Source organism: Paenibacillus gyeongsangnamensis (assembly GCF_027533625.1).
GTDB lineage: Bacteria > Bacillota > Bacilli > Paenibacillales > NBRC-103111 > Paenibacillus_G > Paenibacillus_G gyeongsangnamensis.
Genome location: NZ_JAQAGZ010000003.1, coordinates 330401 through 355890, shown reverse-complemented (window position 1 = coordinate 355890; position 25490 = coordinate 330401). Strand labels below are relative to the sequence as shown.

26 protein-coding genes and 1 other RNA gene are annotated in these 25490 nt (G+C 54.1%); 14 read left to right on the top strand and 13 right to left on the bottom strand.

What is annotated here, in order from left to right; translation table 11 throughout:
* Complete coding sequence (locus tag O9H85_RS06585) at positions 1-540, bottom strand: TlpA family protein disulfide reductase (protein ID WP_269880484.1); 540 nt, start codon at positions 538-540, stop codon at positions 1-3.
* A 124-nt stretch (positions 541-664) separates the two neighbouring features.
* Between O9H85_RS06585 and O9H85_RS06580 the strand changes: the two genes are divergently transcribed.
* Both O9H85_RS06580 and O9H85_RS06575 read left to right on the top strand, forming a co-directional pair.
* Positions 665-1984, top strand: a complete 1320-nt coding sequence (locus O9H85_RS06580; RefSeq protein ID WP_269880483.1) for an MFS transporter — start codon at positions 665-667, stop codon at positions 1982-1984.
* 52 nt (positions 1985-2036) lie between these two features.
* A complete protein-coding gene (locus O9H85_RS06575) occupies positions 2037-2480 on the top strand; it encodes a M67 family metallopeptidase (protein ID WP_269880482.1) in 444 nt (147 codons plus the stop codon).
* 56 nt (positions 2481-2536) lie between these two features.
* On the opposite strand, the gene O9H85_RS06570 is transcribed toward O9H85_RS06575, so the two are convergent.
* From O9H85_RS06570 to O9H85_RS06560, 3 genes are read right to left on the bottom strand one after another with little or no spacing between them, the layout of a single operon-like run.
* The gene (locus O9H85_RS06570) at positions 2537-3271 is read right to left on the bottom strand and encodes an exonuclease domain-containing protein (protein WP_269880481.1); all 735 of its coding nucleotides are present in this window, start codon (positions 3269-3271) and stop codon (positions 2537-2539) included.
* A 10-nt stretch (positions 3272-3281) separates the two neighbouring features.
* Entirely contained in the window at positions 3282-4361 is a 1080-nt protein-coding gene (locus O9H85_RS06565; RefSeq protein WP_269880480.1) for a DUF294 nucleotidyltransferase-like domain-containing protein, read from the bottom strand.
* A gap of 34 nt (positions 4362-4395) precedes the next feature.
* Entirely contained in the window at positions 4396-5787 is a 1392-nt protein-coding gene (locus O9H85_RS06560) for an ammonium transporter (protein WP_269880479.1), read from the bottom strand.
* Between the two features lie 417 nt (positions 5788-6204).
* Between O9H85_RS06560 and O9H85_RS06555 the strand changes: the two genes are divergently transcribed.
* Both O9H85_RS06555 and O9H85_RS06550 read left to right on the top strand, forming a co-directional pair.
* Positions 6205-6636 (top strand): MerR family transcriptional regulator, encoded by a 432-nt coding sequence (locus O9H85_RS06555; RefSeq protein WP_269880478.1) that lies wholly within the window; start codon positions 6205-6207, stop codon positions 6634-6636.
* Positions 6637-6662: 26 nt separating this feature from the next.
* The gene (locus O9H85_RS06550; protein WP_269880477.1) at positions 6663-7349 is read left to right on the top strand and encodes a zinc metallopeptidase; all 687 of its coding nucleotides are present in this window, start codon (positions 6663-6665) and stop codon (positions 7347-7349) included.
* A 188-nt stretch (positions 7350-7537) separates the two neighbouring features.
* Here O9H85_RS06550 and O9H85_RS06545 read toward each other — a convergent pair whose 3' ends face one another.
* Positions 7538-9409, bottom strand: a complete 1872-nt coding sequence (locus O9H85_RS06545) for an ABC transporter substrate-binding protein (RefSeq protein ID WP_269880476.1) — start codon at positions 9407-9409, stop codon at positions 7538-7540.
* A gap of 105 nt (positions 9410-9514) precedes the next feature.
* Between O9H85_RS06545 and O9H85_RS06540 the strand changes: the two genes are divergently transcribed.
* Positions 9515-9661 carry a hypothetical protein gene (locus O9H85_RS06540; protein WP_269880475.1) on the top strand — a complete coding sequence of 49 codons (147 nt, stop codon included), beginning with the start codon at positions 9515-9517 and terminating at the stop codon, positions 9659-9661.
* A 101-nt stretch (positions 9662-9762) separates the two neighbouring features.
* Here the strand turns inward: O9H85_RS06540 and O9H85_RS06535 are convergent, their stop codons facing one another.
* The gene (locus tag O9H85_RS06535) at positions 9763-10650 is read right to left on the bottom strand and encodes a LysR family transcriptional regulator (protein WP_269880474.1); all 888 of its coding nucleotides are present in this window, start codon (positions 10648-10650) and stop codon (positions 9763-9765) included.
* Between the two features lie 108 nt (positions 10651-10758).
* Here O9H85_RS06535 and tpx point away from each other — a divergent pair, with 108 nt between their 5' ends.
* Entirely contained in the window at positions 10759-11277 is a 519-nt protein-coding gene (gene tpx / locus O9H85_RS06530) for a thiol peroxidase (protein ID WP_269880473.1), read from the top strand.
* Between the two features lie 185 nt (positions 11278-11462).
* On the opposite strand, the gene O9H85_RS06525 is transcribed toward tpx, so the two are convergent.
* Positions 11463-11852 (bottom strand): DUF1499 domain-containing protein, encoded by a 390-nt coding sequence (locus O9H85_RS06525; protein ID WP_269880472.1) that lies wholly within the window; start codon positions 11850-11852, stop codon positions 11463-11465.
* A gap of 221 nt (positions 11853-12073) precedes the next feature.
* Between O9H85_RS06525 and O9H85_RS06520 the strand changes: the two genes are divergently transcribed.
* Positions 12074-12598 carry a GNAT family N-acetyltransferase gene (locus tag O9H85_RS06520; RefSeq protein WP_269880471.1) on the top strand — a complete coding sequence of 175 codons (525 nt, stop codon included), beginning with the start codon at positions 12074-12076 and terminating at the stop codon, positions 12596-12598.
* On the opposite strand, the gene O9H85_RS06515 is transcribed toward O9H85_RS06520, so the two are convergent.
* Positions 12558-13751 carry an ROK family transcriptional regulator gene (locus O9H85_RS06515; RefSeq protein ID WP_269880470.1) on the bottom strand — a complete coding sequence of 398 codons (1194 nt, stop codon included), beginning with the start codon at positions 13749-13751 and terminating at the stop codon, positions 12558-12560. The genes O9H85_RS06520 and O9H85_RS06515 overlap by 41 nt on opposite strands.
* 224 nt (positions 13752-13975) lie before the next feature.
* On the opposite strand from O9H85_RS06515, the gene xylB reads away from it, so the two are divergent.
* Entirely contained in the window at positions 13976-15508 is a 1533-nt protein-coding gene (gene xylB / locus O9H85_RS06510) for a xylulokinase (protein ID WP_269880469.1), read from the top strand.
* Between the two features lie 340 nt (positions 15509-15848).
* Here xylB and fsa read toward each other — a convergent pair whose 3' ends face one another.
* From fsa to O9H85_RS06490, 4 genes are all read right to left on the bottom strand, one after another.
* Positions 15849-16505, bottom strand: a complete 657-nt coding sequence (fsa, locus tag O9H85_RS06505) for a fructose-6-phosphate aldolase (protein WP_269880468.1) — start codon at positions 16503-16505, stop codon at positions 15849-15851.
* 35 nt (positions 16506-16540) lie between these two features.
* Positions 16541-16721: non-coding RNA, 6S RNA (gene ssrS, locus O9H85_RS06500), on the bottom strand.
* Between the two features lie 110 nt (positions 16722-16831).
* On the bottom strand, positions 16832-17677 hold the full coding sequence (locus tag O9H85_RS06495; RefSeq protein ID WP_269880467.1) for a YesL family protein: 846 nt from the start codon (positions 17675-17677) through the stop codon (positions 16832-16834).
* A gap of 271 nt (positions 17678-17948) precedes the next feature.
* Positions 17949-19553, bottom strand: coding sequence for a DEAD/DEAH box helicase (locus tag O9H85_RS06490; protein ID WP_269880466.1), 1605 nt, complete (start codon positions 19551-19553; stop codon positions 17949-17951).
* Between the two features lie 285 nt (positions 19554-19838).
* Between O9H85_RS06490 and O9H85_RS06485 the strand changes: the two genes are divergently transcribed.
* The 5 genes from O9H85_RS06485 to tatA all read left to right on the top strand — a co-directional run bounded on the left by O9H85_RS06485 (position 19839) and on the right by tatA (position 22895).
* Complete coding sequence (locus tag O9H85_RS06485; protein ID WP_269880465.1) at positions 19839-20375, top strand: DUF4178 domain-containing protein; 537 nt, start codon at positions 19839-19841, stop codon at positions 20373-20375.
* Positions 20376-20432: 57 nt separating this feature from the next.
* Complete coding sequence (locus O9H85_RS06480) at positions 20433-21161, top strand: DUF4247 domain-containing protein (RefSeq protein ID WP_269880463.1); 729 nt, start codon at positions 20433-20435, stop codon at positions 21159-21161.
* 96 nt (positions 21162-21257) lie between these two features.
* Positions 21258-22085: a YitT family protein gene (locus tag O9H85_RS06475; RefSeq protein ID WP_269880462.1), complete on the top strand. Its 828-nt coding sequence runs from the start codon at positions 21258-21260 to the stop codon at positions 22083-22085.
* A gap of 152 nt (positions 22086-22237) precedes the next feature.
* Positions 22238-22432 carry a hypothetical protein gene (locus O9H85_RS06470; RefSeq protein ID WP_269880542.1) on the top strand — a complete coding sequence of 65 codons (195 nt, stop codon included), beginning with the start codon at positions 22238-22240 and terminating at the stop codon, positions 22430-22432.
* 214 nt (positions 22433-22646) lie between these two features.
* Complete coding sequence (gene tatA / locus O9H85_RS06465) at positions 22647-22895, top strand: twin-arginine translocase TatA/TatE family subunit (protein WP_269880461.1); 249 nt, start codon at positions 22647-22649, stop codon at positions 22893-22895.
* An 18-nt stretch (positions 22896-22913) separates the two neighbouring features.
* Here tatA and O9H85_RS06460 read toward each other — a convergent pair whose 3' ends face one another.
* A complete protein-coding gene (locus O9H85_RS06460; protein WP_269880460.1) occupies positions 22914-24083 on the bottom strand; it encodes an MFS transporter in 1170 nt (389 codons plus the stop codon).
* Positions 24084-24284: 201 nt separating this feature from the next.
* On the opposite strand from O9H85_RS06460, the gene O9H85_RS06455 reads away from it, so the two are divergent.
* Positions 24285-25457: a putative glycoside hydrolase gene (locus O9H85_RS06455; RefSeq protein ID WP_269880459.1), complete on the top strand. Its 1173-nt coding sequence runs from the start codon at positions 24285-24287 to the stop codon at positions 25455-25457.
* The last annotated feature ends 33 nt before the right edge of the window (positions 25458-25490 follow it).

The following is a 25490-nucleotide window of genomic DNA, read 5'->3' as shown; positions in this document are numbered from 1 at the left end:
TTATTTCAGCAGCGCGTCGAGCTTCGACTCCCACTGCTCCAGGGGAAGCACGTGAACGACCTCGCGGAGCTTGCCCTCGCGATCAATCAAGAAGCTGGTCGGCACGAACAGGATGCGGTACAGCTCCGCCGTCTTCCCCTCTTGGTCGAGCAACACCGGGAAGGACGGCTTATACTGCTTCACGAAGCCATTCACCCCGCTCATGCCGTCGCCCTTGGTCACATTGACCGCATATAAATCAACCCGGTCTTTATATTTCTCATAAATCTGATTCAGCACCGGCGCTTCTTCATGACACGGTCCGCACCAGGAAGCCCAGAAATTCAGGATCAGCGGCTTCTCGCGCAGGCCCCCCACGGCATAGGTCCTGTTATCCATCGCCTTCAGCTCGAACGAAGGAGCGGGCTGCTGAAGCTTCAGCTCCTGCCGTACGGCGGAGGAAGCCGCTGCCGCTGCGTTATTGTTAAGATGCCAGGCTTGGCCGATACCCGTCGTCGTCAGCACGATGGCCGCACCCACCGCTGCGAATAGTTTGTTCATCCTTTCCACACTCCTGCCGTCGTAATGATCCGCTCCTCTTGGGATAACCCGGTAAGCATGATGCCGCGCATCCAAGGGAACATTACCTCTTACATAGACTTGACAGGAGGACTGGTGTTTAGTCATGGAGAAGACAAAATCAAAAAAACTGAACATATGGTTCGAAAGCGATATGGACGCCGATGCTGATGAACCGGGCAGCGCCAAACCGGGCGGCAAATCCGGCAATAAGGAGCAAGCCGCGTCCAAGGGGCAACTTGCGGAATTTATCGCGATCGCTTCCGTGCCTCTCGTGCTGGTACTCGGCAATTCGATGCTGGTTCCGATTCTTCCGGATATGCAGGAGCGTCTCGGAATTTCCCAATTTCAGAGCAGCCTCGTGATTACTTTGTTTTCCGTTACGGCTGGCCTGGTCATTCCGATCTCGGGGTATTTATCCGACCGCTTCTCCCGCAAGGCCATCATGATTCCCTCCTTAATCATTTACGGTGCGGCAGGCATACTCGCCGGGTTCGGAGCGATCTGGAATTCCTACGCGATTCTCATCACGGCAAGGGCAATTCAAGGGCTGGGCGCGGCCGGAACGGCTCCGATCGCCATGGCGCTTGCGGGGGATTTGTACAAGGAAGCGATGGAGAGCAAGGCGCTCGGCCTGACGGAAGCGTCCAACGGCGCGGGGAAGGTAGTCAGTCCGATTCTCGGCTCCCTCCTAGCGCTGATCGTCTGGTACGCTGCGTTCTTCGCTTTCCCCGTCTTCTGTCTGCTGTCTCTGCTTTGTGTCATGTTCCTGCTTAAGGAACCGAAGAAGGAGAAGCAGCCCCCTAAGCTCAAAGAATATTTGGGCAACATCGGGAAGATCATGAAGCAGAAGGGCCGCTGGCTGATCGCTTCGTTTTTTGCAGGCTCGATTGCGCTGTTCATCTTATTCGGCGTGCTTTTCTATTTATCCGATATTCTGGAGATGGAGCCCTACTTCATCGACGGAGTGAAGAAAGGGCTTGTCCTGGCCATCCCGCTATTCGGACTTGTAGTCACCTCGTACACCACCGGTGCGCTCATCAAAAAGAACGGCACTGTCATGCGCTGGCTCATCAACATCGGACTGGCCGTAATGACCGTATCGCTTGGCCTGTGCATTTTTTTGTTCAATAAAAGCATCTACGTCTTTATCGGTCTGCTGACGCTTAGCAGCGTCGGCACGGGACTGCTTCTGCCCTGCCTGAACACGATGATTACCGGCTCGGTCCAGCGGGAGCAGCGCGGGATGATTACGTCGCTTTATAACTGCCTTCGCTTCCTGGGTGTCGCGGCGGGCCCTCCTCTGTTCGGCTGGTTGATGGAGAAGTCCGATCAGCTGGTTTTCATTTCGGTGACCATTCTGGCCTTTCTAACACTGGGGATGGTGTTTTTCCTGATTAAGCCGAAGGGGAAAGTCGGGGGCTAGCTTGGAAGCGGCGAAGGTCGGATGTATAATGGAAGCTAAAAAGAGGTTTCCGATGACTGACCTTATCATCATCGACGAAATGCTGCTTCGGCGGGTCATTGCCCATTGCGAATCGGAGCTTCCTCGGGAGGCCTGCGGCTTTCTGGGAGGCGTCCGAGAGCCGGACGGTACGGTTGTTAGGGCGATGCAGTGGCTGCCGGTCCGCAACCGGGCGCAAGACCCTTCGCATCATTTCCTAATGGACGGGCTCGACACGGTCCAGTGCCTGATGCGGCTCGAACCATCGCTGGAGCTAGTCGGTCTTGTGCACTCCCATCCCCGGACGGCTGCCGTCCCTTCCGAGGAGGATCTAGCCACGGAGTGGCATACGCTGCCCAGCCACTGGATCGTCTCGCTCGCCGTTCCGGGACATCCGGACGTTCGGGCTTTTGCCTATATGAATAAGGATGGCACCATAATGTACAGGCCGCTTCGGATCCTTTCCGGAGCCGGTTAAACCGTAAGAAACACAAAAAAATCTTCACGATGCGCCCAGCCGCGGCATCCGAAGATTTAATGATGGCTCAAATGGGCGTACAGATCGCCCAGCGTCTTTACATCCCGCGACCTGATTTCCAGCAGCATCTTGCCCCACAGGCGCGCAGTCATAAAGGCATCCTCCAGCGCATGATGCCTCTGCGTCACCTCGATCCCGTACCAATCCAGCATCGTATCGAGATCGTACCGCTTCAGCTTCGGATTCAGCCACTTGCCGATCATCATCGTATCCAGGAGACGGTGCGACAAGTTGATCTTGGACGTGCGCCACAGCGCGGAATTCAAGAAGTGCTTGTCGTGTCCGGATCCGTGGGCAATGAGGACCTTCTGCTGCACGAATTCCAGAAAGCCGCGCAGCGCATGGAGCAGGTCGGGGGCATCCTTCACCATGCCGTTCGTGATTCCCGTCAGCGCTTCAATCTCGTCCGGAATCGCCCGTTTTGGGTTGACGAGACTGTAGAACCGCTCCTCCTGCAGCATGTGGTGGCCTTGGACGGCCACAGCGCCGAAGGAAATGATCTCATCCCCGTTATACGGAGAAAAACCGGTCGTTTCGAGATCGAACACAACCAGCTCCAATGTATCCAAAGGAATTTCGTACAATGAATTTTTGCGCTGCTCCTTCACGATGGACCGGATGAAGGCCATCTGCTGGGCGCTCTGCGCGTCGAACATCGAAGTAATGGCTGGAGTAATGCCACCCATTTTATAGAGATGCCACATCCTCCCGGCCATCCTCATATCCTTCATCCCGATTCACCTAACCTTTTTCCATCTCTTTAAGAACGCTTTTCTTTACATATTTTTGCAAATCGCTGCCGATTCTCAGACACAGCTTCAGCTCATTGATCCGTTCCTTAGTGAGGAGCTCCGGCTTCAGCTTCCCCCTCGTGGAATATTGCCCGTCCTCCACCTGGTAAGGCGTCAGCGAACGAAGCTTCAAAGCGATCGAGAGCGCTTCAAGCCAGTCGCTTCCGATTTCTTCCTCCACCACGCCCTTCTCGACCAATCGGCGAATCCGTTCCACCGTGGAAGATTCCCGGATTTCCGCTTCGATGGCCAGGAGACGAATCCCGTTGACGATGGGAATATAGGCGCCGTACTTGATATCGACGCCTCCTGCGTCCTCCCCGTATCGTTCTCTAATCAGCTGACCGAAGACGCCGAGCGAAATTTTATGATGCAGCGTATTTTGCAGCAGATGCTCCAGCATGGCAGGATGGCTTTTTACGCAATCGTACAATGGGTCCTTCAAGGCTTGGCCCAGACTTTCGTCGCCCTCGATCACGCGGACATCCGCCGCAATGAGCAGGTAGCGGACATGCTCCCAATCCGGTTCGGAAAGCCAATGCCTCAACATGTCCTTATAAGCGGACAAGGGCTTGCGCCACATGTCATTCGTGCAAATGACATTCCCGCTGCAGGGCGGATAACCGGCACCCATCAAGCCTGCGGACACCTTGTTCGCCAGCTCGGCAAAATAAGCTGCGCTAGCCGTCCGGATCCCCTCGTCCCCGGAATCCGCATAGACCAGTCCGTTGTCCTGGTCGCTCCATAGCGTCTGCTCGGCCCGTCCCCCGCTGCCGAACAGCAGGAAACCGTAAGCGACGGGTGGCCGGCCGAAGCCTTCCGCCTCCATCTCGCCCAGCGCCAAACGGATCACGCGTCGTATGATCGCGTCATGCATCGCATTGACGTCATGGTTCCATTCGAACGGATAGGAGAAAAGGAGATGCCGCTGGAACGCTTCATGGATTCGATCCCGAAAGTCTCTAAGCTCCCCGATCCCGGACGCTTCGCCGACTTCCTGCGCGATCATTTCCAATGAGAGTCGTTCCATAACGGCATCCCCTTCATAGCTTTATTTTTTCCGCTTAGACGGTTTGGGCCGCTCCGCCGGCTTGAGCTTTTTTCATTTGCTCGGGATAACCGTACGTGCCGTGCTCGGAAAGGTCCAAACCGATAATTTCTTCTTCTTCCGTTACGCGAAGACCGATCGTCGCTTTCAAGATGTACAGGATGATGAACGAGAGGACGAGTACGAACAGGAAGGCTCCGAACACGCCCAGCGCCTGCACGCCCAATTGCTCGAGTCCGCCGCCGTAGAATAAGCCCGGCTTACCTACCGCCACCTTCGCAACGAGCTCCGGCGTTGCGAACAGCCCGGTAGACAGCGTTCCCCAAATCCCAGCGATACCGTGTACGGAGAAGGCAAAGACCGGATCGTCGATACCCGCTTTCTCAAACCACTGCGAAGTGAAGAAGGTAAGGATTCCGGAGACCGCGCCGATGATAATTGCATCCCTCGGCGTTACGAAGGCGCAGGAAGCGGTGATGGCCACAAGTGCCGCGAGTACGCCGTTCAGCATGCTGGGAATATCCGCCTTGCCGAAGTACATCCAGGATACCACGAGGGCCGCTACCGCACCAGCCGCTGCCGCCAGGTTCGTTGTCATCGCGATGTAGCCGAAGAAGCCGTCGCCCATGGCGCTGAGCGTAGAGCCCGGGTTAAAGCCGAACCAGCCGATCCAGAGAATGATAACGCCGAGCACCGAAAGCACTTGGTTATGTCCCGGAATCAGGTTGGGCGTCTTGTCTTTGTTATATTTGCCGATCCGCGGCTTGAGGAGCAACGTAGCTACGAGTGCTGCTGTAGCGCCTTGCAGGTGAACGACCGTCGAGCCTGCAAAGTCCTGCATGCCGATCTTGGATAACCACCCGCCGCCCCATACCCAGTGGGCTACAACCGGATAAATGATGACCGTAAACAAGATGCCGAAGATAAAGTAAACCGGCAGCTTGCCGCGCTCTGCGAAGCCGCCCCAGGCGATAGCCAGAGATACGCCCGCAAAAGCTAACTGGAACAAAAACTTGATCGCAATCGGAATATCGGAGAAGCTCAGCGAGCTGAAGGCAGCCTTGGCTTGATCCTCCGAGCCGTTCAGGAAAAACCCTGTAGTTCCGAAGAAGCTGTTGCCGTCGCCGAAAGCGAGCCCGAAGCCGACAGCCCAAAAGGCGATGGCGCAAAGACCGAACGTAAGAACCGTTTTCCCTGCAACATGGCCCGCATTTTTCATCCGTGTCGAGCCGGCTTCGAGGAGCGCAAAGCCCGCTTGCATGAAAATAACGAGGATGGCGGCGAGCATGACCCACACGGCGTCAATAGCGCTTTGGAGCTGAGCCGGCGTCGCATCGTCAGCGGCAAATGCCATACTCGGCACGAGAACTGACATGAGTCCGGCGGAAAAGAGCAATTTCTTTAACATCGTGACCACTTCCTTATCAATGTTAGTTTTTATAACATTTTTTGAAATCCTTAATGTCATTATATACAGCTCATATGGTTTTGGCAATAGGTTTTTCGTTAACAAACCGTTAAAAACGAAAAATAACCTAACATATAATATGCATAGTTCGGTTTTGTTGTCCATATTTTATGAAATACATGGTAAACATGACATGAAAGAAGGCCAGCTACGTGAAGCTCCTTTAGTTTAGGCGCATTTAAACCTAACATGAACCTGCTTGAGCGTTTGCATCACTTCCATGAAAGCTTAACCAAAGCATAACGTTTGACTGTACGGTTTTTGATGGAGTATCATACTATATAAGAAGCGTTTGAAACCAGTGCGAGACAAGAGCAATTCATTACATTCCATTAATGAGGTGAGAATTATGGGGTTATGAATCTTTATAAAATTGGAGAGCTGGCCCGTTTGTCGGAAGTCAGCCCCAGAACAATCGATTATTATACCAAGCTTGGACTGATCGAGCCGGAGAAGCGTTCCGATACGAATTATCGCTTGTACAACGATGAAACCTTAGCCCGGCTGAAACGTATTGAAAGTATGAAAAGGGAGAAATATACCTTAGAAGAAATCAAGGCTTCCTTGGCCCAATGGAATAAGGTAAGCCACGATGATCTGGTGACAGATAAGCTTACATCCTTACAGCATCTCATTCAGCAGGTCGAGAAGGAAGCGAAGGAAGCCGAAGTGCTTGTTGAGAAGCTGAAGCCGTCCCAGCTCAAGAATCTTCATAAGATGCTGACCCCGTCCGCCGCAGCCTGCATCGAGGCGCTGCTGCTGCTGCTCGGCAAAAGCCCCCTTTCCTAATTCATTACTTGGAGGATGAGCGCTCAATGTTTTTTCACCCAATGGATATTTTGATTTTTATCGCCTTCGGCCTTTCGCTTTGGGCTCAGTTTCGGGTGAAGGGGACCTTCAACAAGTGGTCCGATGTACCGGTTCAATCCGGAATGACCGGATATGAAGCCGCGCGGCGCCTGCTGGATGCCAACGGATTGTACGATGTGCCGGTCGAGCCGGTACCCGGCGCCCTGACGGACCATTACGATCCGACGCAGCGGGTAGTCCGCTTGTCCGAGCCGGTCTACTATGAAAGCACGATCTCGGCCGTATCGGTCGCCTGCCACGAGGTCGGCCACGCGATCCAGCACAAGGTGCATTATCCGATGCTGGCCCTTCGCCATAATATGTTTCCTGTCGTGAATTTTGCTTCGGGTGTCGCCCCGCTGCTCATTCTCGCAGGCTTGTTCTTCCAGCAGTTCAACTTCCTGCTCGGCATCGGGATCATCTTCTTCTCCGCAGCCGTCGCCTTCCAAATCGTGACGCTGCCGGTCGAATTCAATGCCAGCAGCCGCGCCCGGGATTTGATGGTGGCCGAAGGCTACATCACCAATGACGAAGAACGGGGCGTTGCGAAGGTGCTGAACGCCGCCGCGCTCACTTATGTGGCTGCTGCGCTGATCTCGGTGCTCGAGCTGCTCAAGTACATCATGATCTTCACCAACCGCAACGACGATTAAATCATGCCAGGATAAACAGCTACGCCGTCCTTGTCTTACAAGGACCAGCGCGTTTATCAAGGTTTATCAACCAAAAGAGACCTGCCGGTGACACATCGGCAGGACTTTTTGTGTTCAATGGATGCTCCGGAAGCCTAGCCTACCCCGCGCAAATCGGCAGACGGGCTGCGCGAGCGTCCATCAAGAGGTCAATGAGCTATCGGCTCGAACCACAGCTCGCGGAACTGTACCCAGCCCAGGGCATTCAAAGACACGTTCTTTAGGGAAGGATGAAATACGGTCCTCTGCGTATGCTGGAACAGGAAAAAGACATGGGCCTCCTCGCGAATAAGCTGCTGCAGCCGGTTCAAATAGCCCTCCCGCGTCAGCGGAGACCCTTCTTGATACATGCGGCTGATCAGCCAATCGGTTTGCTGCTGCAGCTCCTCCCCCAAATGAGTCCGAACGCTGCATTGATCCGAGAGGAACAATTCGATGATCGACAGCTCCAGATCGTGATCCAGCACATTGCGTCTTAAGCTGAGATGAGCGCTGCGGATCGGATCGAACCCGTAGTCCTGCCAGCCGGGAACAAGCTCCCGGATCTCGATCCGGATTCCGATACCGGCAAGCTGGGAAGCAATCGCTTCCGCCATCTCAGCGAATCCTTTCGATACCGACAAGATCAACGTCTCGCCCTCGTAGCCGCTCTCAGCCAAATACCGCCTCGCCAGAATAGGTTCATACTGGTCATCGGTATTGCTGCGTTCCTGGTCCACGGCGTAAAACCACCTGGCAAACGCCGTCCTCTCTTCTTCGCCCGGCGGGATCAACCGCTGCCGGTCCACCCCGTGCATGAACGCCTTCCGGAAGGCCAGCTGCCGCTGGGGTCCGGGAATATTGAGATTAAATATAATAAAGCTGCAGTCCCGTCCGATCGTTTCGATCACTTTCCAATCCTTCGGGATTTCCGATCCGCGGTTTTCCTGATACCGCATCATATAAGCAGGAGAATCGATGCAGCTGGCTTTACGCATCAATTCCGGCGTGTACCAGATCTCGATGCGATCCAGGTGCGCCCTCTTATCGTAATAGCGGGAGAAAGCCTCCAGCACAAGCATGTTCTCGTCATGCTGCTGCACCTTGAAGGGCCCCGTCCCTACAGGGGTGCGGCGGAAGGCCGGTCCCAGCTGGCTCACGGCATCCTCGGGCACGATCGAAGCCCGGTCGAAGCTCAAATGATGAAGAAACAGCGGGTTAGGCCGCCGGAGCTTCATCGACACGGTATACCGGTCGACCGTACTTACCTCCAGCACATCGGAGAACAGCCAGCGAAACGGAGAGCGCAGCTCCTCGCTTTGAAGCCGCTCCAGCGTAAACCGGACATCGTGGGACGTCATTTCCCGGCCGTTGTGAAAATAAACGCCTTTGCGCAAATAAAATGTCCAACGCGTCCCATTCTCGCATGTCGTCCAATAATGAGCCAAGCCGCCTTCGATCTCTTCCGTCTTAAGATTGTACTTCACCAGCGTATCGAAAATTTGCTGTGCTATGTGCGATTCGACCACAAAGGTCAGCATTGCGGGATCGAGACAATGAACCGGCTTGCTGTAAGGCAGGCGAAGCGCATCGGTCCGTTCCTCTCCCTTCACCTCGGGGCGGTATCCGAAATGGGTGTCGAGCCAGTAGACGAACCGGTCCTTGACCGACGGCAGATGCGACTGCTCCTCCAGGAAAGCGAACGCCTGCTGAATGTCGCCTTTTTCCACAAAGCCTTGCGCCCTCTCCAGCACAACGCTCTCCACCGGCACCAGGAAGACGATCCTGGACAGATGCCCGCGGCCCCGGCCAGGTATCCACCGGATCCACTCCGCCTCCTCCATCCGCCTAATCACCAGATTCACGTTCCGGCTCGAGCATTGAAAAATTCCGGCCAGCTCCGGCAGCGTAATAGGGAGCTCCTCACGCTCCCGGACACCGGGATAGCGCTTGCGCAGCTGTAAATAATAGAAGTCCAGCAGACATTCCTCCTCTCGACAAAAGATGAAGAAATAATAAAATATGCTACACTTTTTATTCATCTTTATCAAGCTATAATGAGAATCAGAAAGCGGCAAGCTTAACGCCGCTACATTCGGAGTCAAGCCGATGCTTAAAAGCGTAAGGCGCTCTATGGAGGGGTAATCATGCTGAATCCGTTCGATTTGGAAATGCAAATGTTAGAACATGCCAGAGAGGCTGAGCGGAATGCGAACGGCACCCGTTGGTCGCAGGTGCCGTTAATGGATTGGCTGTTAGGCGCATTGACCCTCAGCTTATTGTTCTCATTCTAACCGGCAGGCAAGAGAAGGAGTGCCGGTTCTAAATCAACAAACGAACTTAAGGCTCAAGGCTTCCGGATGGACGGACAGCGCCTTGAGCCGGTTCGCCGTGTTTAATGCCCGAAAAAATCAAGCAGAAATTGTCTGAACACTTCCGCGACCAGTGGAAGCTTCTCTCCTTTGCGGTGCACAAGTCCGATGCTTCGGGTCACTTGCGGCTCCGTTACGCGCACCTTCACCGGCTGCAGCTCGCTGATTTCCATCAGCGCCATCTCCGGCAGCAGGCTGACGCCCATGCCCGCCGCAACCAGCCCGCGTATCGTATCGGTCTCCTCGCCTTCAAAGCCGATCTGCGGGCTGAAGCCCGCCTGCTGACACGCGTCAAGCACGATGGTGCGCAGGGAATACTCTTCGCTGAACATGACGAAGGAATCGTCCTTCAGCTGCTCCAGACGAATCGTCTGGTATTCCGCCAGCACATGCCCCTGGGGAACGATCGCGTACAGCTCCTCGTTCAGCAGCAGCTCTCCTGTCACATGCTCATGCTTGTCGGGAAAAGGTGAAATGAACGCCAGATCGATTTCGCCTTTATATACGTCCCGAATCAAGCTATTGAACGTCCCCTGCCGGAGACGGAATTTGACGTTCGGATAATTTTTGCGGAAATGCGCCACCACGGTAGGCAGAAGGTAAATGCCGAGACTGTGGGGAAAGCCGATTCGGATTTCGCCGCATTCGGGGTCTAAATATTCGTGAATTTCATTCACAGCGCGTTCGAGATCGGTCAGTATTCCCTCCACCCGTCCGAGAAAGAGCTTTCCTACCGATGTCAGCTGCAGATTGCGCCCTTTTTGCACGAACAGCTGCACGCCAAGCTCTTCCTCCAGCTGATGAATTTGCCGGCTGACGGCCGATTGTGCGACATGCAGCTCCTCAGCCGCTTGCGTCACATGTTGTTTGCGGGCTACCTTTACAAAATACTGCAGCTGTCTGAGTTCCACTTAGGTATTCTCCTTTATTGTATGTCCATTGGACAAGCTCCCTGTAGAAAGTTTATAATATTTAACGGTGGATTACCAATCATCTCAATCATTGAGGAGGCCCTAACCATGGCTCAAGAGCGTACTGGCGCAGTAACATTCAAAGGAAATCCGCTTACCCTGATCGGACCCGAGCTGAAAGCGGGCGACAAGGCACCGAACTTCACGGTTAACAAGAATCTGCTCGAAACGGTTTCTCTAGATGACTATGCCGGCAAAGTCAAGCTAATCAGCGTAGTGCCTTCCCTCGATACCGGCGTATGCGACGCGCAAACCCGCCGTTTCAACGAAGAAGCTGCCAAGCTTGGCGACAAGGTCATCGTACTGACGATCAGCGTAGACCTGCCGTTCGCGCAATCCCGCTGGTGCGGCGCCGCCGGCATCGACAAGGTCGTAACCTTGTCCGACTACAAGAATCACTCCTTCGGCATTGCATACGGCGTACTGCAGAAGGAACTGCACCTGCTGCACAGAGCCATCTTCGTCATCGACTCGAACGACACGATCCAATACGTGGAGTACCTGCCTGAGATGACCGAGCATCCGAACTACGAAGCAGCGATCGAAGCAGTGAAGAAGCTCGTTTAAGCGTTACATACCCCCGGGGTTTTCCCTGCCCAGGATAAACGGTTACGCCGTCCTTGTCTTACAAGGACCAGCGCGTTTACCAAGGTTGATGCGAAGCTATAAGCTACGAAAACTTATAAACTCTTATCAACAAATAAAAACAGCGGGATGCGTTGCGACGCTTCCACGCTGTTTTTTTGTACTCGTTACTGGTTTATTTTATGTGCGGCAAGCCGCTTGTCGATATGGCGGTAAATGTCCAGTATCGTCCTGTAATTGGATCCAAGGTCACCAAGCGAGCCCCGGGAAGCGGAATATACGTCGACCGCGGTCTTGAGCGGATTGATCGAGAACAAGGTCAGCGTAATGTCCTGCGTACGTCCTGTAATCGTTCTCTTCTCCACAACGATTTCTCCGACGTTTCTTACTTCATGAAGCAGCTTGTACCCGCTCAGCTTTTTGAACATATTAATGATTTCGTCCCAAGCCTGATCCATGGAAATTTTATAGTATCGGGTCTTTAGAGCCGGATCCTTCGCTTTCTCTCCTGTCGTTTCATGGCTGCGAATGAGTCCGATTAAGGTGCGCTTCAACAAAGCCTTCCCTCCTATTAAGTCTTGCTTTGGGCATTGATCCGCAAGCAAAGTCAATGAAGTACAACGTGTCCGATTAACACTATGTTCAATCATATCATTGATTGGCGGGAAGAGAAAGAGGAAATGGTCAATTCGTTCATATTTTATCCATAAAACCCGCAGCTTGTCTTCCCCGAACCGATTGCGCTATAGTGGGAGAAACAAAATCCCAGGAGGTTGCCATGATCATTCGTCCCGCAGCAAACCAAACCGAAGCCGATCGGGCTTATACCATTGAGGAAGCATCCTATACGCCGGAGGCCGCCGCTTCCAGGGAAGCATTCCGGCTTAGACAGCAAACGTTCGGCAGCTACTTCCTGATCGCCGAGACGGAGAACGGAGATCTTGTCGGCGTTACCAACGGCGTCAGGCTCTCACATGACCGGATCGACGAGGAAGGCACGAAGCAAATGGAAGGCTTCGACGAGCAGGGACGATACTTCGTTGTGCTAACCGTAGCCGTTTCGTCCGCCTACCGGGGCCGGGGCATCGCCAAAGCGTTGATGCAGGCCGTGAAGGAACAAGCCGTCCGGGATCGTCTGGAAGCCGTGCTGCTCATGTGTGAAGCGCCGCTGATTCCATTCTATGAAGCGCTGGGCTGCCGATACGACAAGCCATCAGCCTCCACCCATGGCGGCATCGCCTGGCACGAAATGCGGCTCCAGCTTACGAATTCGCAGGCTGGAGCCGAAGTCTCTCGCGGATAAGAGAGGTTGCCGCTCCGAGCGCACAGCCATCCTCCCCGAGCTGTGAATAATCCACCTGCACACGGAACGAGGACAGGTAAGAAAATCGCGCCTGCAGCGATTGCTGCAGGCTGTCGTGAAGCCAGGAGGCATACCGGCTCATGGAGCCCCCGATGACAATCATCTGCGGATTGAGCGTATGCATCATGTTCCCGATGCCGATCCCGAGATAGGCTCCGGCCTGCTGAAGAGCGGCCAGCACCTCGGCGTCCTTCTCTTTCATGCGCCGGAGCAGCTCCTCCGTGATGCCGGGGGCATAAGACAGCCCCAGCTCGCCCGCCACCGCCTGCTCGGAAGCGTACCGCTCCCAACAGCCCTTGTTGCCGCAGGAGCAGGGACGGCCATTTGTTTCCAGCGTCGTATGCCCGACTTCTCCGGCGAAGCCGCCGCCCCCGCGGAACAGCTCTCCGTTCAGAATGAGTCCTGCCCCGATCCCGCCCGCTACGCTGAGGTAAAGCATGTTCGTGCAGCCGGGATTCGCGCCCGCCCCGTACTCCCACTCTCCGAGCGCGGCAAGATTCGCCTCATTGTCGATCAGAACCGGTACGCCCAGACGCTCCTCGAGCACCGATTTCCACTGCAGATTCTTCCATCCCGTATGAGGCATGAATGCGATACGTCCGGAAGGATATTCCACAAAGCCGTGAATCCCTACTCCGACGCCGATGAGCCCCAGCGGCGACTCGGGAAGTGCGATTACGGCTTCCTCCAGTACTCCAATGATTTGATTCAGCCGCCGATCGGGTCCGGCAGCGCCGCCCGGATCCGAATCATAAGAGATCACCTGCTTCTTCAGAACCACTCCGCGCATATCCGTGACGAGCATCAGCAGATTCGTAACCCTAAGATCGATACCGATCACGCAGCCTGCCGAGGCATTCAGCTCGAGCATGACCGGCTTGCGGCCGCCGCTCGATTCTCCTGTCCCTGTCTCGACGACGAGATGCTCCTCGATCAATTCTTCCACCAAGGCCGAGACCGTAGCCCTCGTCAGCTTCGTGCGTTTGGCCAGCTCCGCGCGCGAAACCGCCCTTTGGGCCCGCACCATATTCAAGAGCGTCGATTTGTTCATATTTTTCAAAAAAGAGCTGTCGCCCGATGCCGGTTTGTTCAAAAAGCTTCACCATCCTATGAAGTCCAATCAAGCGTCTAGCAGATTTCGACACGGTTTCTTGCATGGTATTCATGATACCGGATGCGGAACGTGAAGACAATATTTAGAGCTGCAGCGGAAACGCAAGCAGGAATTTCATTCCCGGCTGCGAATATAGTATAACATCATTTGTTTATTTATTAAACAAAGTTACTGGAATAAGATAAAACCGATGAGGTGATCAGATGACTTATTATTTGGGGATTGATCTTGGGACTTCGGCAGTAAAGTGTATTCTCGTAGATGCCGGCGGCACGGTAAAAGGCAGCCTCAGCCTGGAGTATCCGCTGCTGCAGCCGCAGCCCGGCTGGGCGGAGCAGCATCCGGAGGATTGGTGGAACGGCACCGCGGCCTGTATACGCCAGCTGCTGGAACGCAGCGGCATTTCCGGAGATGAGGTGTCGGGAATCGGCCTGTCGGGCCAAATGCACGGCTCCGTCTTCCTGGATAAGGAACTGAACGTAGTCCGTCCCGCCCTCCTGTGGTGCGATCAACGCACGGCGGCGGAATGCGCATGGATCGAGGAAACGATTGGCGCCGAAGAACTCGGACGGTTGACGGGGAATAAGGCGTTGACCGGCTTCACCGCTCCGAAGGCGGTATGGCTGCGAAACCATGAGCCCGAGCATTTCCGACGGACAGCCCATTTGATGCTGCCCAAAGATTATGTACGCTTGAAGCTGACGGGAGCGTTCGGCATGGACCTCGCAGACGCAAGCGGCACGCTCCTGCTGGATGTGGCGAACCGCCGCTGGTCCACCGAGGTGCTGGAGAGGCTGGGTATTCCCGCCGAATGGCTGCCTCCACTCTACGAGAGCAACGACATCGCGGGCCACGTGCAGCCGGCGGCTGCGGCACTGACCGGCCTCGCAGCGGGCACGCCTGTCGTAGCCGGCGGCGGAGACCAAGCCTGTGGCGCGGTCGGCGTCGGCGTCGTGCGCGAAGGCATCGCTTCCGTGGCGCTCGGTACGTCCGGTGTCGTGTTCGTCCACGACGACACGTATCAAGCGGATGCGGATTGTCGTCTGCACTCCTTCTGCCACGGCGTGCCGGGCAATTGGCATCGGATGGGAGTTATGCTGGCCGCCGGCGGCTCCTTCCAATGGTGGCGCAACCACTTCGCCTTTGAAGAGCTGCAGCAGGCACAGACGGAAGGCCGCGACGTCTACGAATATTTAACGGCCTTGGCGGAGCAAGCCCCCATCGGCAGCGAGGGCCTGCTCTTCCTGCCGTATTTGACCGGCGAGCGCACCCCGCATCCCGACCCGAAGGCCCGCGGCGGATTCATCGGGCTGAACCTGCGGCATACGAAGGCCCATTTGACCCGTTCGGTGCTAGAAGGCATCACGTTCGGGCTGCGCGATTCCATGGAATTGGTGAAAGCTTCGGGCATTGTGATTCAAGAGCTTCGGGTGAGCGGCGGCGGCGCCCGCAGCCGGTTCTGGCGCCAGATGATCGCCGACATCTTCGGACTGCCGGTCGTCACCGTCAACTCCACGGAAGGCCCGGCTTACGGCGCAGCCGTTATGGCAGCCTCCGGCGTACTTGGCCGCGATATTCCTTCCCTTTGCGAGGATTGGATCCGCATCCAGGAGAGCATTGAGCCGAATCCGGCCGCCCGGAAACGATACGAAGCCTACTATGCCATTTACCGCACGCTGTATGGAACGCTGAAGGATACGTTCCATCAATTGACCGATCTCGTAAACGAAAACTAACCAAACGAAAAGAAAGCGGCAGTCCGCTTACAGGCTGTAGAGAAACCCATGAAATAAAGAAATCTGCCTTGGTACCCGGTGGGGTATCCCCTTCCGGCCGCTGTTGTTACCCGTAAAACTTTCAATTAATACGTTATACAGCGGTAATTTTCCGATAACAAAGGCGGACGCTATCGCTCCTACAGGGGATACCCCACCTACACCTTTGGCATTTTTTTCAGCATATTAGGGTTTCTCGTCAATCTGAAATCGGCAGTCCGCTTATATATTTAGCGCCCCATGATAACAAAACAAGCCTGTAAGCTCCGACGGAGCCTACAGGCTTGTTCACTTGAACAATTTAGAACACGCTTTGCTTGGCGCCTTCCCAATCGGCCAGGAATCGTTCGATTCCGGCGTCGGTCAGCGGATGCTTCACCATTTGCTGAATGACTTTATAAGGAACCGTAGCGATGTCCGCCCCGATCACTGCAGCTTCAATGACATGAGCCGTGTGGCGTACCGATGCGGTAATAATCTCCGAGCTGATGTTATGTACCGCAAAGATATTGGAGATTTCCTTAATCAGGTTCATCCCGATTTGGTTAATATCGTCTAATCGGCCGACGAACGGAGATACATAGGTAGCTCCTGCGCGTGCTGCGAGCAGCGCTTGCGTGGAACTGAAAATGAGCGTGACGTTCGTCTTGATGCCCATCTCCGTAAAGCGTTTGGTGGCCTTCAAACCGTCTTCGGTCATCGGTACCTTCACCACGATGTTTTCGCCAAGACCCGCCAGTTTCTTGCCCTGCTCCACCATTTCATCCGCTTTTAAGCTGATGACTTCCGCACTGATCGGAAGGTTGCCTACGATGGATGCAATCTCCTTGACCGTTGCGAAAAAGTCTCTTCCTTCTTTTGCGATAAGCGACGGATTCGTCGTTACGCCGGCAATTACTCCAAGCTCATGCGCTTTCCGGATCTCGTCCACATTCGCGGTGTCAATGAACAGCTTCATCTCCAACATCCCTTCTCTGATCGAAAATCGGCACAAAAAAACCCGCATATGCCGTCCGATTTTGTGTTTCAAACCCGCTCTCGCAGGTGGGTGTCCGCAGAATCGTTTTTGAAGTCCCTTTTCGAGGGCGTGTCAGCCGCGATTCGATGTTGGTCTCCCTAGAAACAGTCATTGGTTCAAAACAACTTAAAACCGAAACGCACATCGCAGGATTTTGTTGTATTTTTATTATATGTTTTTCCGACACGAAAGTAAACCTCATGACCGCTGAATAGGGATGGATTGTCAGGAAAAGTAAGCCCTATTATGAAACGAACGACGATGGGTTACTCCGGCTTGCCCTGTTTGTCCGGCTTGTCCGAGGATTGACCTTCCGTTAACGGATGGCTCCCGGATTCCCCATAAGCCTTAGGCTCTCCTTCCGGCAACTCCGCTTTGGCCGTTTCTTCCGCCTCGAGAGCTTCCTTCTCGGCCATCTCCTGCTGCTTCTCCTGCAGCTTGCCGAAGATCAAATTGAAGTGCCAGAACGATACGACCGCTATCAAGCTTCCCATGAAGAAGGGAATCAAGAAAGTAAACACCGCTAAGCTGACGTAAATGACGGTTCCGTTCAAAATGATCATCGAAATTGAACGTATCGGGTTGCCGATCGTGATCAAGAGCGCGTTCTTGACGATCTGCAGCAGCTTCATGTGCAGATGCGACATGATCGAGAAGAAATGAAAGAACGAGATAAAAAGAAGTACGCTCAAGGATAATACCAGAAACCGCAGGATGCCGAAGGATCCGCCTTGGGTTCCGTAGAACCGGAAATTCGTGTAAAGAATGACGGCCAGCAGCATATAGATGAAGCCACCCAGCATGCTCTGCACGAAGTTCTCTTTATACCCTCGGAAAAACGTTTTGAACAGCGGAGTATCTTCTTCTCCGGTCAGCCATTTGCGCGCCACCACGAACATCGCAGCGGTAGACGGAAATAAAGTGAATGGCGAAACGACCGCCATGAGGATCAGTGTCTGCAGCACCTGATCCGTTGATTGCGCTTGCAGTAGGATCAGCCCCAAAAGAAAGAAGGGAATCCCGCAAATAATCCAAAGCACGTTGATGACGGACAGGCGCATAATCCATTCGGAAATGCGGTAAAATCCGCCCATAATTCCACGAAATTCCAATCCGATGCCCTCCTTCATAGATATGTATTATTATAGCCTATTTTGCTGCGCGTAGGTAGCCGTCAATACCAAAAGACTCAAGCTCATATCCTATACTCCACGCGATAAATATCAACTCACTTCCATATTCCCCCACTTAAGCGTAACGTCCTCCAGGATAAACGGCTACGCCGTCCTTGTCTTACAAGGACCAGCGCGTTTATCAAGGTTGATGCGAAGCTGTACTGAAAAAAAAGCAAGCGCGAATCGGTTCGCGCTTGCTTCAGCTGGATTATACCAACGTTTCTTCGTTGGAACGGTTGGTCGGACGGGAATATCCGCCGCCGCCACGGTTGTCGCGGCCTTCGCTGCGTCCGCGATAGTCGCGGTTCTCACGGTAGCCGCCACCGCCGCCGCCATCCCGACGGGAACCGCCGCGGTCACGGTTGTAGCCGCCGCCGCGGTTGTCGCGATCGCCGTAAGGACGGTCGCCGTTGCGGCGTGCGCCGCCGGCCGTGCTGTAAGCGCCGGACGGTCTGCGTCCGGAGCCGCGTACATCCGGGCGTCTTTTCTTCGCGCGGATCGGATCCTCCGGCGTCAGCTCGATCTCGACGTTCTTCTTGTCGCCGGTCAGAAGTTTGAGGGCAGCAGCGAGCAGGTGAACAGAATCGTGCTGCTCGAGAAGAGAGATCGCCAGACCTCTGTATTCGTTGTGCTCATCGCCTTGAAGCACTTCAAGCACGCGCTCCGCCGTTACCTTTTGCTTGCCTTCGATGGCTTCGGCAAGGCTAGGAATCGGCTTTTTCGTAATGCGATGACGCGTAATTTTCTCGATGAAGTGAAGATGATCGATCTCGCGCGGCGTGACGAAAGTATAAGCTGCACCTTCCTTGCCCGCACGGCCTGTACGGCCGATCCGGTGAACATAGCTTTCCGGATCCTGCGGCAGGTCAAAGTTGATAACATGCGTTACGCCGGATACATCGAGACCGCGGGCAGCCACGTCCGTTGCCACAAGCACGTCTATGCTGCCGTCGCGGAACTTGCGCATCACGTTATCGCGTTGGTTCTGCGACAGGTCGCCGTGCAATCCTTCGGCGGTATAGCCGCGCTTCTGAAGCGCTTCGGCCAGTTCGTCGACGCGACGCTTCGTACGTCCGAAAATAATGGCGAGATCAGGAGCTTCCATGTCGATCAGACGGCACAGCGCTTCGAATTTCTGACGCTCGTGAAGCTCGATGTAAGCCTGGTCGATGGACGGCGCGCTGACCTGCTTCGGAATGACGGATACGTGCTCCGGATTGCGCAGGAATTGTTGAGCCAGCTTCTGGATATTGATCGGCATCGTTGCGGAGAACAGCATGGTGTTGCGTTCTTCAGGCACGAGGGACAGTATGGATTGGATATCGTCCATGAAGCCCATGTCGAGCATTTCGTCCGCTTCGTCGAGAATAACGGTTTGGACGTCGTCGAGCTTGATCGTCTTGCGGTTGATATGGTCAAGCAGACGTCCCGGCGTACCGATGATGATCTGCGGACGTTTGCGCAGCGCGCGGATTTGCTTCACGATGTCTTGGCCGCCGTAGATCGGCAGGGAACGGATGCCTTTGAATCGTCCGAGCTTCTCGATTTCCTCGGCTACCTGAATCGCGAGTTCCCGGGTCGGGCACATGATTAGGGCGACGATGCGTTCTTCCTTCACGTCGATCTTGTTCACGAGCGGAATGCCGAACGCCGCAGTTTTACCGGTACCGGTCTGGGCTTGGCCGATCAGGTCGCGGCCTTCCATGGCGACGGGAATGGCTTTCTCCTGAATCGGAGTCGATTCTTCAAAGCCCATTTCCGTAATGGCGCGCAGTACCTTTGGCTCTAAGCCGAATTCACTAAATGTTTTCAAATGATTTCAGTCTCCTTTATTTAGGGTTTCTCTAATGGTCTATACCCTTAAGTGCGACTCCTATCTTCTTCTATTTAATCCCTTCTTGAAACACTTCGTCCGAGCGTGTCAAAATGATTCGTCAAGGCCGTACTTAAGAATATCTTTAGTATTATACCACACGCTGAGAGCATATTCCAGAAAACTTCAATTTTGAAACCCACAAATCTTTTACTTCGTATATAATAAGTGTAATCCCCATATGTTATTCGGAACTTTTCAGAAGAAGAAGGAGCGATTGTGCCCATGTCCATATGGAAACGCGTTGGAGCCATTATCAAAAGCAACAAGCAGGATACCGAGCCCCCGAAAGCGGAAATTAATCCTTATGAGGAGACTCAGGTCGGCGACATCATCGAGGTCGACCTGGAGGAATACGTCGTTTCCGGCAAGCTTGTTTACTTCGACCGGGGATTCCCGCCGCACCGCTTTGCTTATTATCTGCAAAACGGAAAACAGATATCATGTCTTCTTGTGGAAAAAGGACGGACCTATGAAGCGTTCATATGCGAATTCGTAGAAGGCTCGCTGGACGACCCGAACGACGTGCCGACGCGGCTCGAGGTCGGCGGCGAAGTGAACTACGAATTGGAGCATCACCGCAGCGACATGGTCCGGGCGGACGGCAACACCGACTTCCGCGGGAACGACGAGGTGCTCGTCTGGCGTTATTTCGGCACCGAAAACCGTTACTTCTTCCTTCAGTGGCAGGACGGCAAATATGTGGCGATGGAGGGAACCCGCACACCCGCCGGCCAAATCAAGTTCATGAAGGGCAAGTAAGCCCGGCGGCATCCGGAAGATAGCCCAACTCTCAGCCGGAGGTGACAAAAACGATCCATGAACAAACCGCTCAAATGGATATGTATCGTACTGGTATTGGCCCTCCTGGCAGGATGCGGCGATGCCGGCAATTATATTAAGCAAAATTATTCCTTGGTCGACGTGACCGGGCAAGGCAAGAGCATGGCTAAAGTTTATCAGGTCGAGGGCAAGGATGTGCCTTCCGTAGCCAAGGAACTGGCAGCCCAGGAAAAACCGAAAGAAACGAGCAAGGAATCGACCGACCGGATGTTTTTGGTGTATGATAATAAAGTGATTAACGTGCAGAAGGACCCGAATCACGAGTCCAGCACGCTCGTTGAGATCGATACGATTCAGTATGCGAAGGAAAATTACGACTCCTCGTTCCTGCAAGGCTATATTACCGCCTCCCTGCTGCAGTCGCTCTTCGGCGGGGGCTGGTTTAACAGCCATAGAGGGGGCGGCTACGATTACCGGGGATATACGTCCAGCCCGCGTTACGATGACTACGGCAAATACCAGACGGCGCCCAAGACCCCCGGAGGATCGACGGCCGCACCGCCCTCCCAGCAGGCTCCGAGCACTTCGGACCGGAGCGGAAGCTTCACAAAGCCGGGCACTTCGACGACGCCTCCTTCCTCGGACAGCAGCGGAAGCATCCGGCGGGGCGACGGCTCCACGCCGACTTACAAGCCGCCTTCCACAAGCGGCGGCAGCTCCAAGCCAAGCACGACTCCGCGCTCCGGTTCGTTCAAACGGAAGTAATTTCGGCTCCCTGACGCTAAGTACGGGGAGCTTTCCCATGTCTGAATCGAACCACTCGCTTCAAGACCATACTAAAATCAGAAGGAGGTGTTTTCATTGTATTTCATTCGTTCTTTATTCGGTTCCTTCCTTATCGTCGTTCTCGGCTCCTTGCTGATTGCCGGCAGCTTCAATTTATTTCTTATCCCCCACCAGCTGATCAGCGGCGGTATCTCCGGGGTTTCCATGCTGGTCGGCTATTTCACGAACTGGAACATCTCGCTTCTCTTTCTGGTCTTCAATTTGCCCGTGCTTGTCTGGGGGCTGCTGTCGGTCGGCAGGAAATTCGTCGTGCTCAGTCTCGTATCCGTTATCATGACAACCTGGTTCATGGAGATCATTCCCGTGAAAGCGGTGAGCGGCGACCTCATCATGTCGTCCGTCACCGGAGGCGTACTTATCGGCATCGGCACCGGCCTATCGCTCCGGGCCGGAGGCTCCACCGGAGGGTTCGATATTATCGGGTCGATCCTTACGCGGAAGCGCGATTTTCCGCTCGGAACCTTGCTGTTCGTTCTCAACGGACTGGTTATATTGGCACTCGGGTATTACAAGAACAACTGGGATTTGGCGCTTTATTCGATGCTCGCCATCTTCGTCACCGGTAAAGTGATGGACACGATCCATATCCGTCATTTGAAGGTGACGGTATTCATCGTAACGAAAAAGAAACAAATTTTGCTTCAGAAGATGAAGAAGCTGCAGCGCGGGGTCACCGTCATCGAAACGCAGGGCGCCCATACGGGAGAGCCCCACCATATGCTGATGACCGTCACGACCCGATATGAGCTGAATGAGATTCAGCAGCTGATCAAACAGTGGGATCCACAGGCTTTTGTCAACATCACGGAAACCGTCGGTGTCATGGGTCTGTTCCGCAGATAACGGGAATTTAGCAACATTTAAGCAATCGATACGATACATAAAATTAAAATCTATGGTATAATGAAATGGTAATTTCATTTCGATACACCGGCTTTACCTGTACGACTCGTTCGCTCTTGATCTCGCAACACTAGATGATGACGGGAAGGGTGATGGTTGTGGAAACAGTAAAGTTGTCTGAGATTGTAATGAGATTAACGCCGGAATTGTATCCTTTCTTGAAGCAGAACGAATTGGAATCCGAAATTGTACTCCGTAACGGCATCGACGCCTTGGAAGCCGAAGATGCGATGGAAATAATCCAATACAGCATTTCCGAACATCAGAAACACGCCTATCTTCATTGAAGATAGGCGTTTTTCGTGATACAGCGTATGGACCACCGAGCCAAAGAACCGTCCGGGCAAGGTAGCCGGTTCCTATATTGGGGGCCGCCAACCGCCAAGCTTTGGTTTGGCAGCTTATCTTCCAAAAATGTTAACGTTTCGTAATAAATCCATGTTATACTGTGCATACAGAGTATGGTATGATAGTCTCGTGAGAGAAATGGAGGTGCCACACATGGGTGCTTTAACCCCTATGCATTTTATCTTAATTGCTCTGGTCGCTCTGCTGCTGTTCGGACCGAGCAAGCTGCCCGAACTCGGCCGCGGCTTCGGCAAGATGTTCCGTGAATTCAAGGATGCGACGACAGGCAACAACAGCAATTCAGACGATCGCCGGGAAGAGCCTAAGAAAGAGCTGACGGCTTCCGCTGCGGAAACGACAACGCATGCAACCGAAGCTTCGCAGCCGAACGCACACAAATAACAACAAACCATCCGCGCGTTAAGCCGGATGGTTTTTTTTGCGGTTATAGGCATGGGTCCCCAGAAGCAGCAGAGCGGCGATAAACGTCATGGCGGCGCCCAAATGATACATGGCCGGCCCGCCCCAATGATCCTTGATCCAGCCTCCGGCAAATCCGCCCGTAATTCCGGCCAGCCCCAGGAACACCATCGACAGCATCGACTGGCCCGTCGACTGAAGCGAGTCCGGCACGAGTCTGACGACAACCTGCACCGATACGATCCAGAACACGGCAAACGTTATGATATGCATCGCTTGCAGCAGCATCAACACGACGGGATCGGTAATCCAGCCGTACAATAACCAGCGAATCGTATAAAGTAGCGCCACAATCCCCAGCAGCGATATCTCATGGAAACGGTGCATGTAGCGGCCGAACAGCGCAAAGGTCGGAATTTCGCTTGCCGCTGCGAATGCCCAGGCGAGACCGACCATCGTATCGGTGCCCCCGGCATCCTTTAAATACAGCACAAATAAAGTATCGTTCATCCTATGCGGCACGATCAGCAGAAAAACAAGGAAGAGAAACCACATGAACGGCTTGTTGCGGAACATGCTTCCGAATGCGCCGAGGGTGACACGGGGCCCCGAGCCTTTCACGTCCTTCAGGAAGATCAGCAGCAGCAGCGGCGGCACCCAGGCCGTCCAGTACAGATAAGGGATATTGTTCATCCCGCCGAGCGCCGTCAGCAGCGTCCCCGACAGCATCGCGAGCAGCGTGAAACCCATCGATCCGAACATCCGAAGCGAGCCGTAGCCGACCCCAGCCTGCTGCGCGGCCTTGAGCGAAATCGTATCGAGCAGCGGTATGGAAGACAGCATGAAGAAATAAAGCAGCAGCATGAAGAGAAAAGCAAGCGGAAATCCCGAGGTGAGGAAAATGCCGATGCTTGACAGCAGCGTCATCATCCACAAACCGAAGATGATGAGCTTGAGCGTATGATAGCGGTCGCTCAGATAGCCCCACAGCGGCTGGGCGAAGATGGTCACGAACGGACCGATCATCATAAGCAGCCCGATCTGGGATGACGAATACCCCTTGCCGGCAAAGTAAATCGGCAAAAAAGGATTCAAAATTCCCGTTGTGGCGTAATAAAATAGATTGAGTCCGCGAAGCGTCCAGACTTGTCGGTTCCCGTTCGTAGGCATTGGAAGGCAATCCTCACATTCTATTGTTGAAACATTCCTAGAATACTATACTAGCCGCATCCGCTTAAATCAATGAATTTATTATCATATCGTTCGTCATGCCTTTCGTTCGTTCGGCAAAATGCTACAATCTTCTCTATCGGACGCCCGACTCTTCCCTTATAATGATAGATATCATACCTCAAGGAGAGACAAACCCAAATGGAATACCTCTTAGCCGCATTCCTGATGGCCTGGGGCGGCGCAGGCGCAGACCATCCCGACATGACGTTCGAGCAGCTCGTACAGGCCTCTCTCGATTCCAAGAACGCCGTAGTGCAGCAAGCGCCTAGCACAAATCCGGAAGACCGGCTGAAGCCGGCCAGCAAGATCGACCCGCAGAAAGACGCACCCAAGGTGAAGGGGGTATACGTGACCGCTCACAGTGCCGGAGGCTCCCGGCTGAACTCCCTGCTGAAGCTTATGGACGAAACGGAACTGAACTCCATGGTCATCGATATTAAAGACGATTGGGGCTATATTACATACGATACCGGCAACCCGGAGCTTACGGCCATGGATACGACCCAGAAGATCATCCCGGACATCGGCAAGCTGATGACCACGCTTCAAGAACATAAGATATATCCGATCGCCCGAATCGTCGTGTTTAAAGATACAGTGCTGGCCAAAAAGCATCCCGAGCTCTCCTACAAGAACCCGGACGGGACGCTGTGGGGCAACAGCAAGAATCCTCCGGACAGCTTTGTCAACCCGTACAAGAAGGAAGTGTGGGATTATAACGTCGCGGTCGCCAAGGAAGCGGCGAAGGCCGGCTTCAAGGAAATTCAATTCGACTACGTGCGCTTCCCCGAAGGGTTCGAGACCCGCGCCGACAAGCTAATTTACGACAAGGACGACCGGACACGCATCGACGCCGTCGCCGAGTTCGTCAAGTATGCGCACGAGCAGCTGTCCCCGCTGGGCGTTCGCGTCTCCGTGGATATCTTCGGCTATGCCGCCTCCGTCCCGGCCGCCGAAGGGATCGGGCAGGATTTTCAGAAAATATCGCAGAACGTTGACGTCATCTCTCCCATGATTTATCCGAGCCACTACTCGACCGGCTGGTTCGGCGCCAAAGTGCCGGATGCGGAGCCTTACGTGACGATCGACGGGGCCAGCAAGGATACACATAAGAAGCTCGATCCGCTCGGGCAGCTGAAGCCGGTCGTCCGGCCTTGGATTCAGGACTTTACGGCCTCCTGGGTACCCGGGCATATCAAATACAGCAAGCAGGAAATCGAGGAGCAGATACGCGCCCTCAAGGATAACGGAGTAGACGAATTTCTGCTGTGGAATGCGGTGAACACCTACACGCCCAATGTCAATTATTAACGCGTTTGGACACCAAGATAAACGGCTACGCCG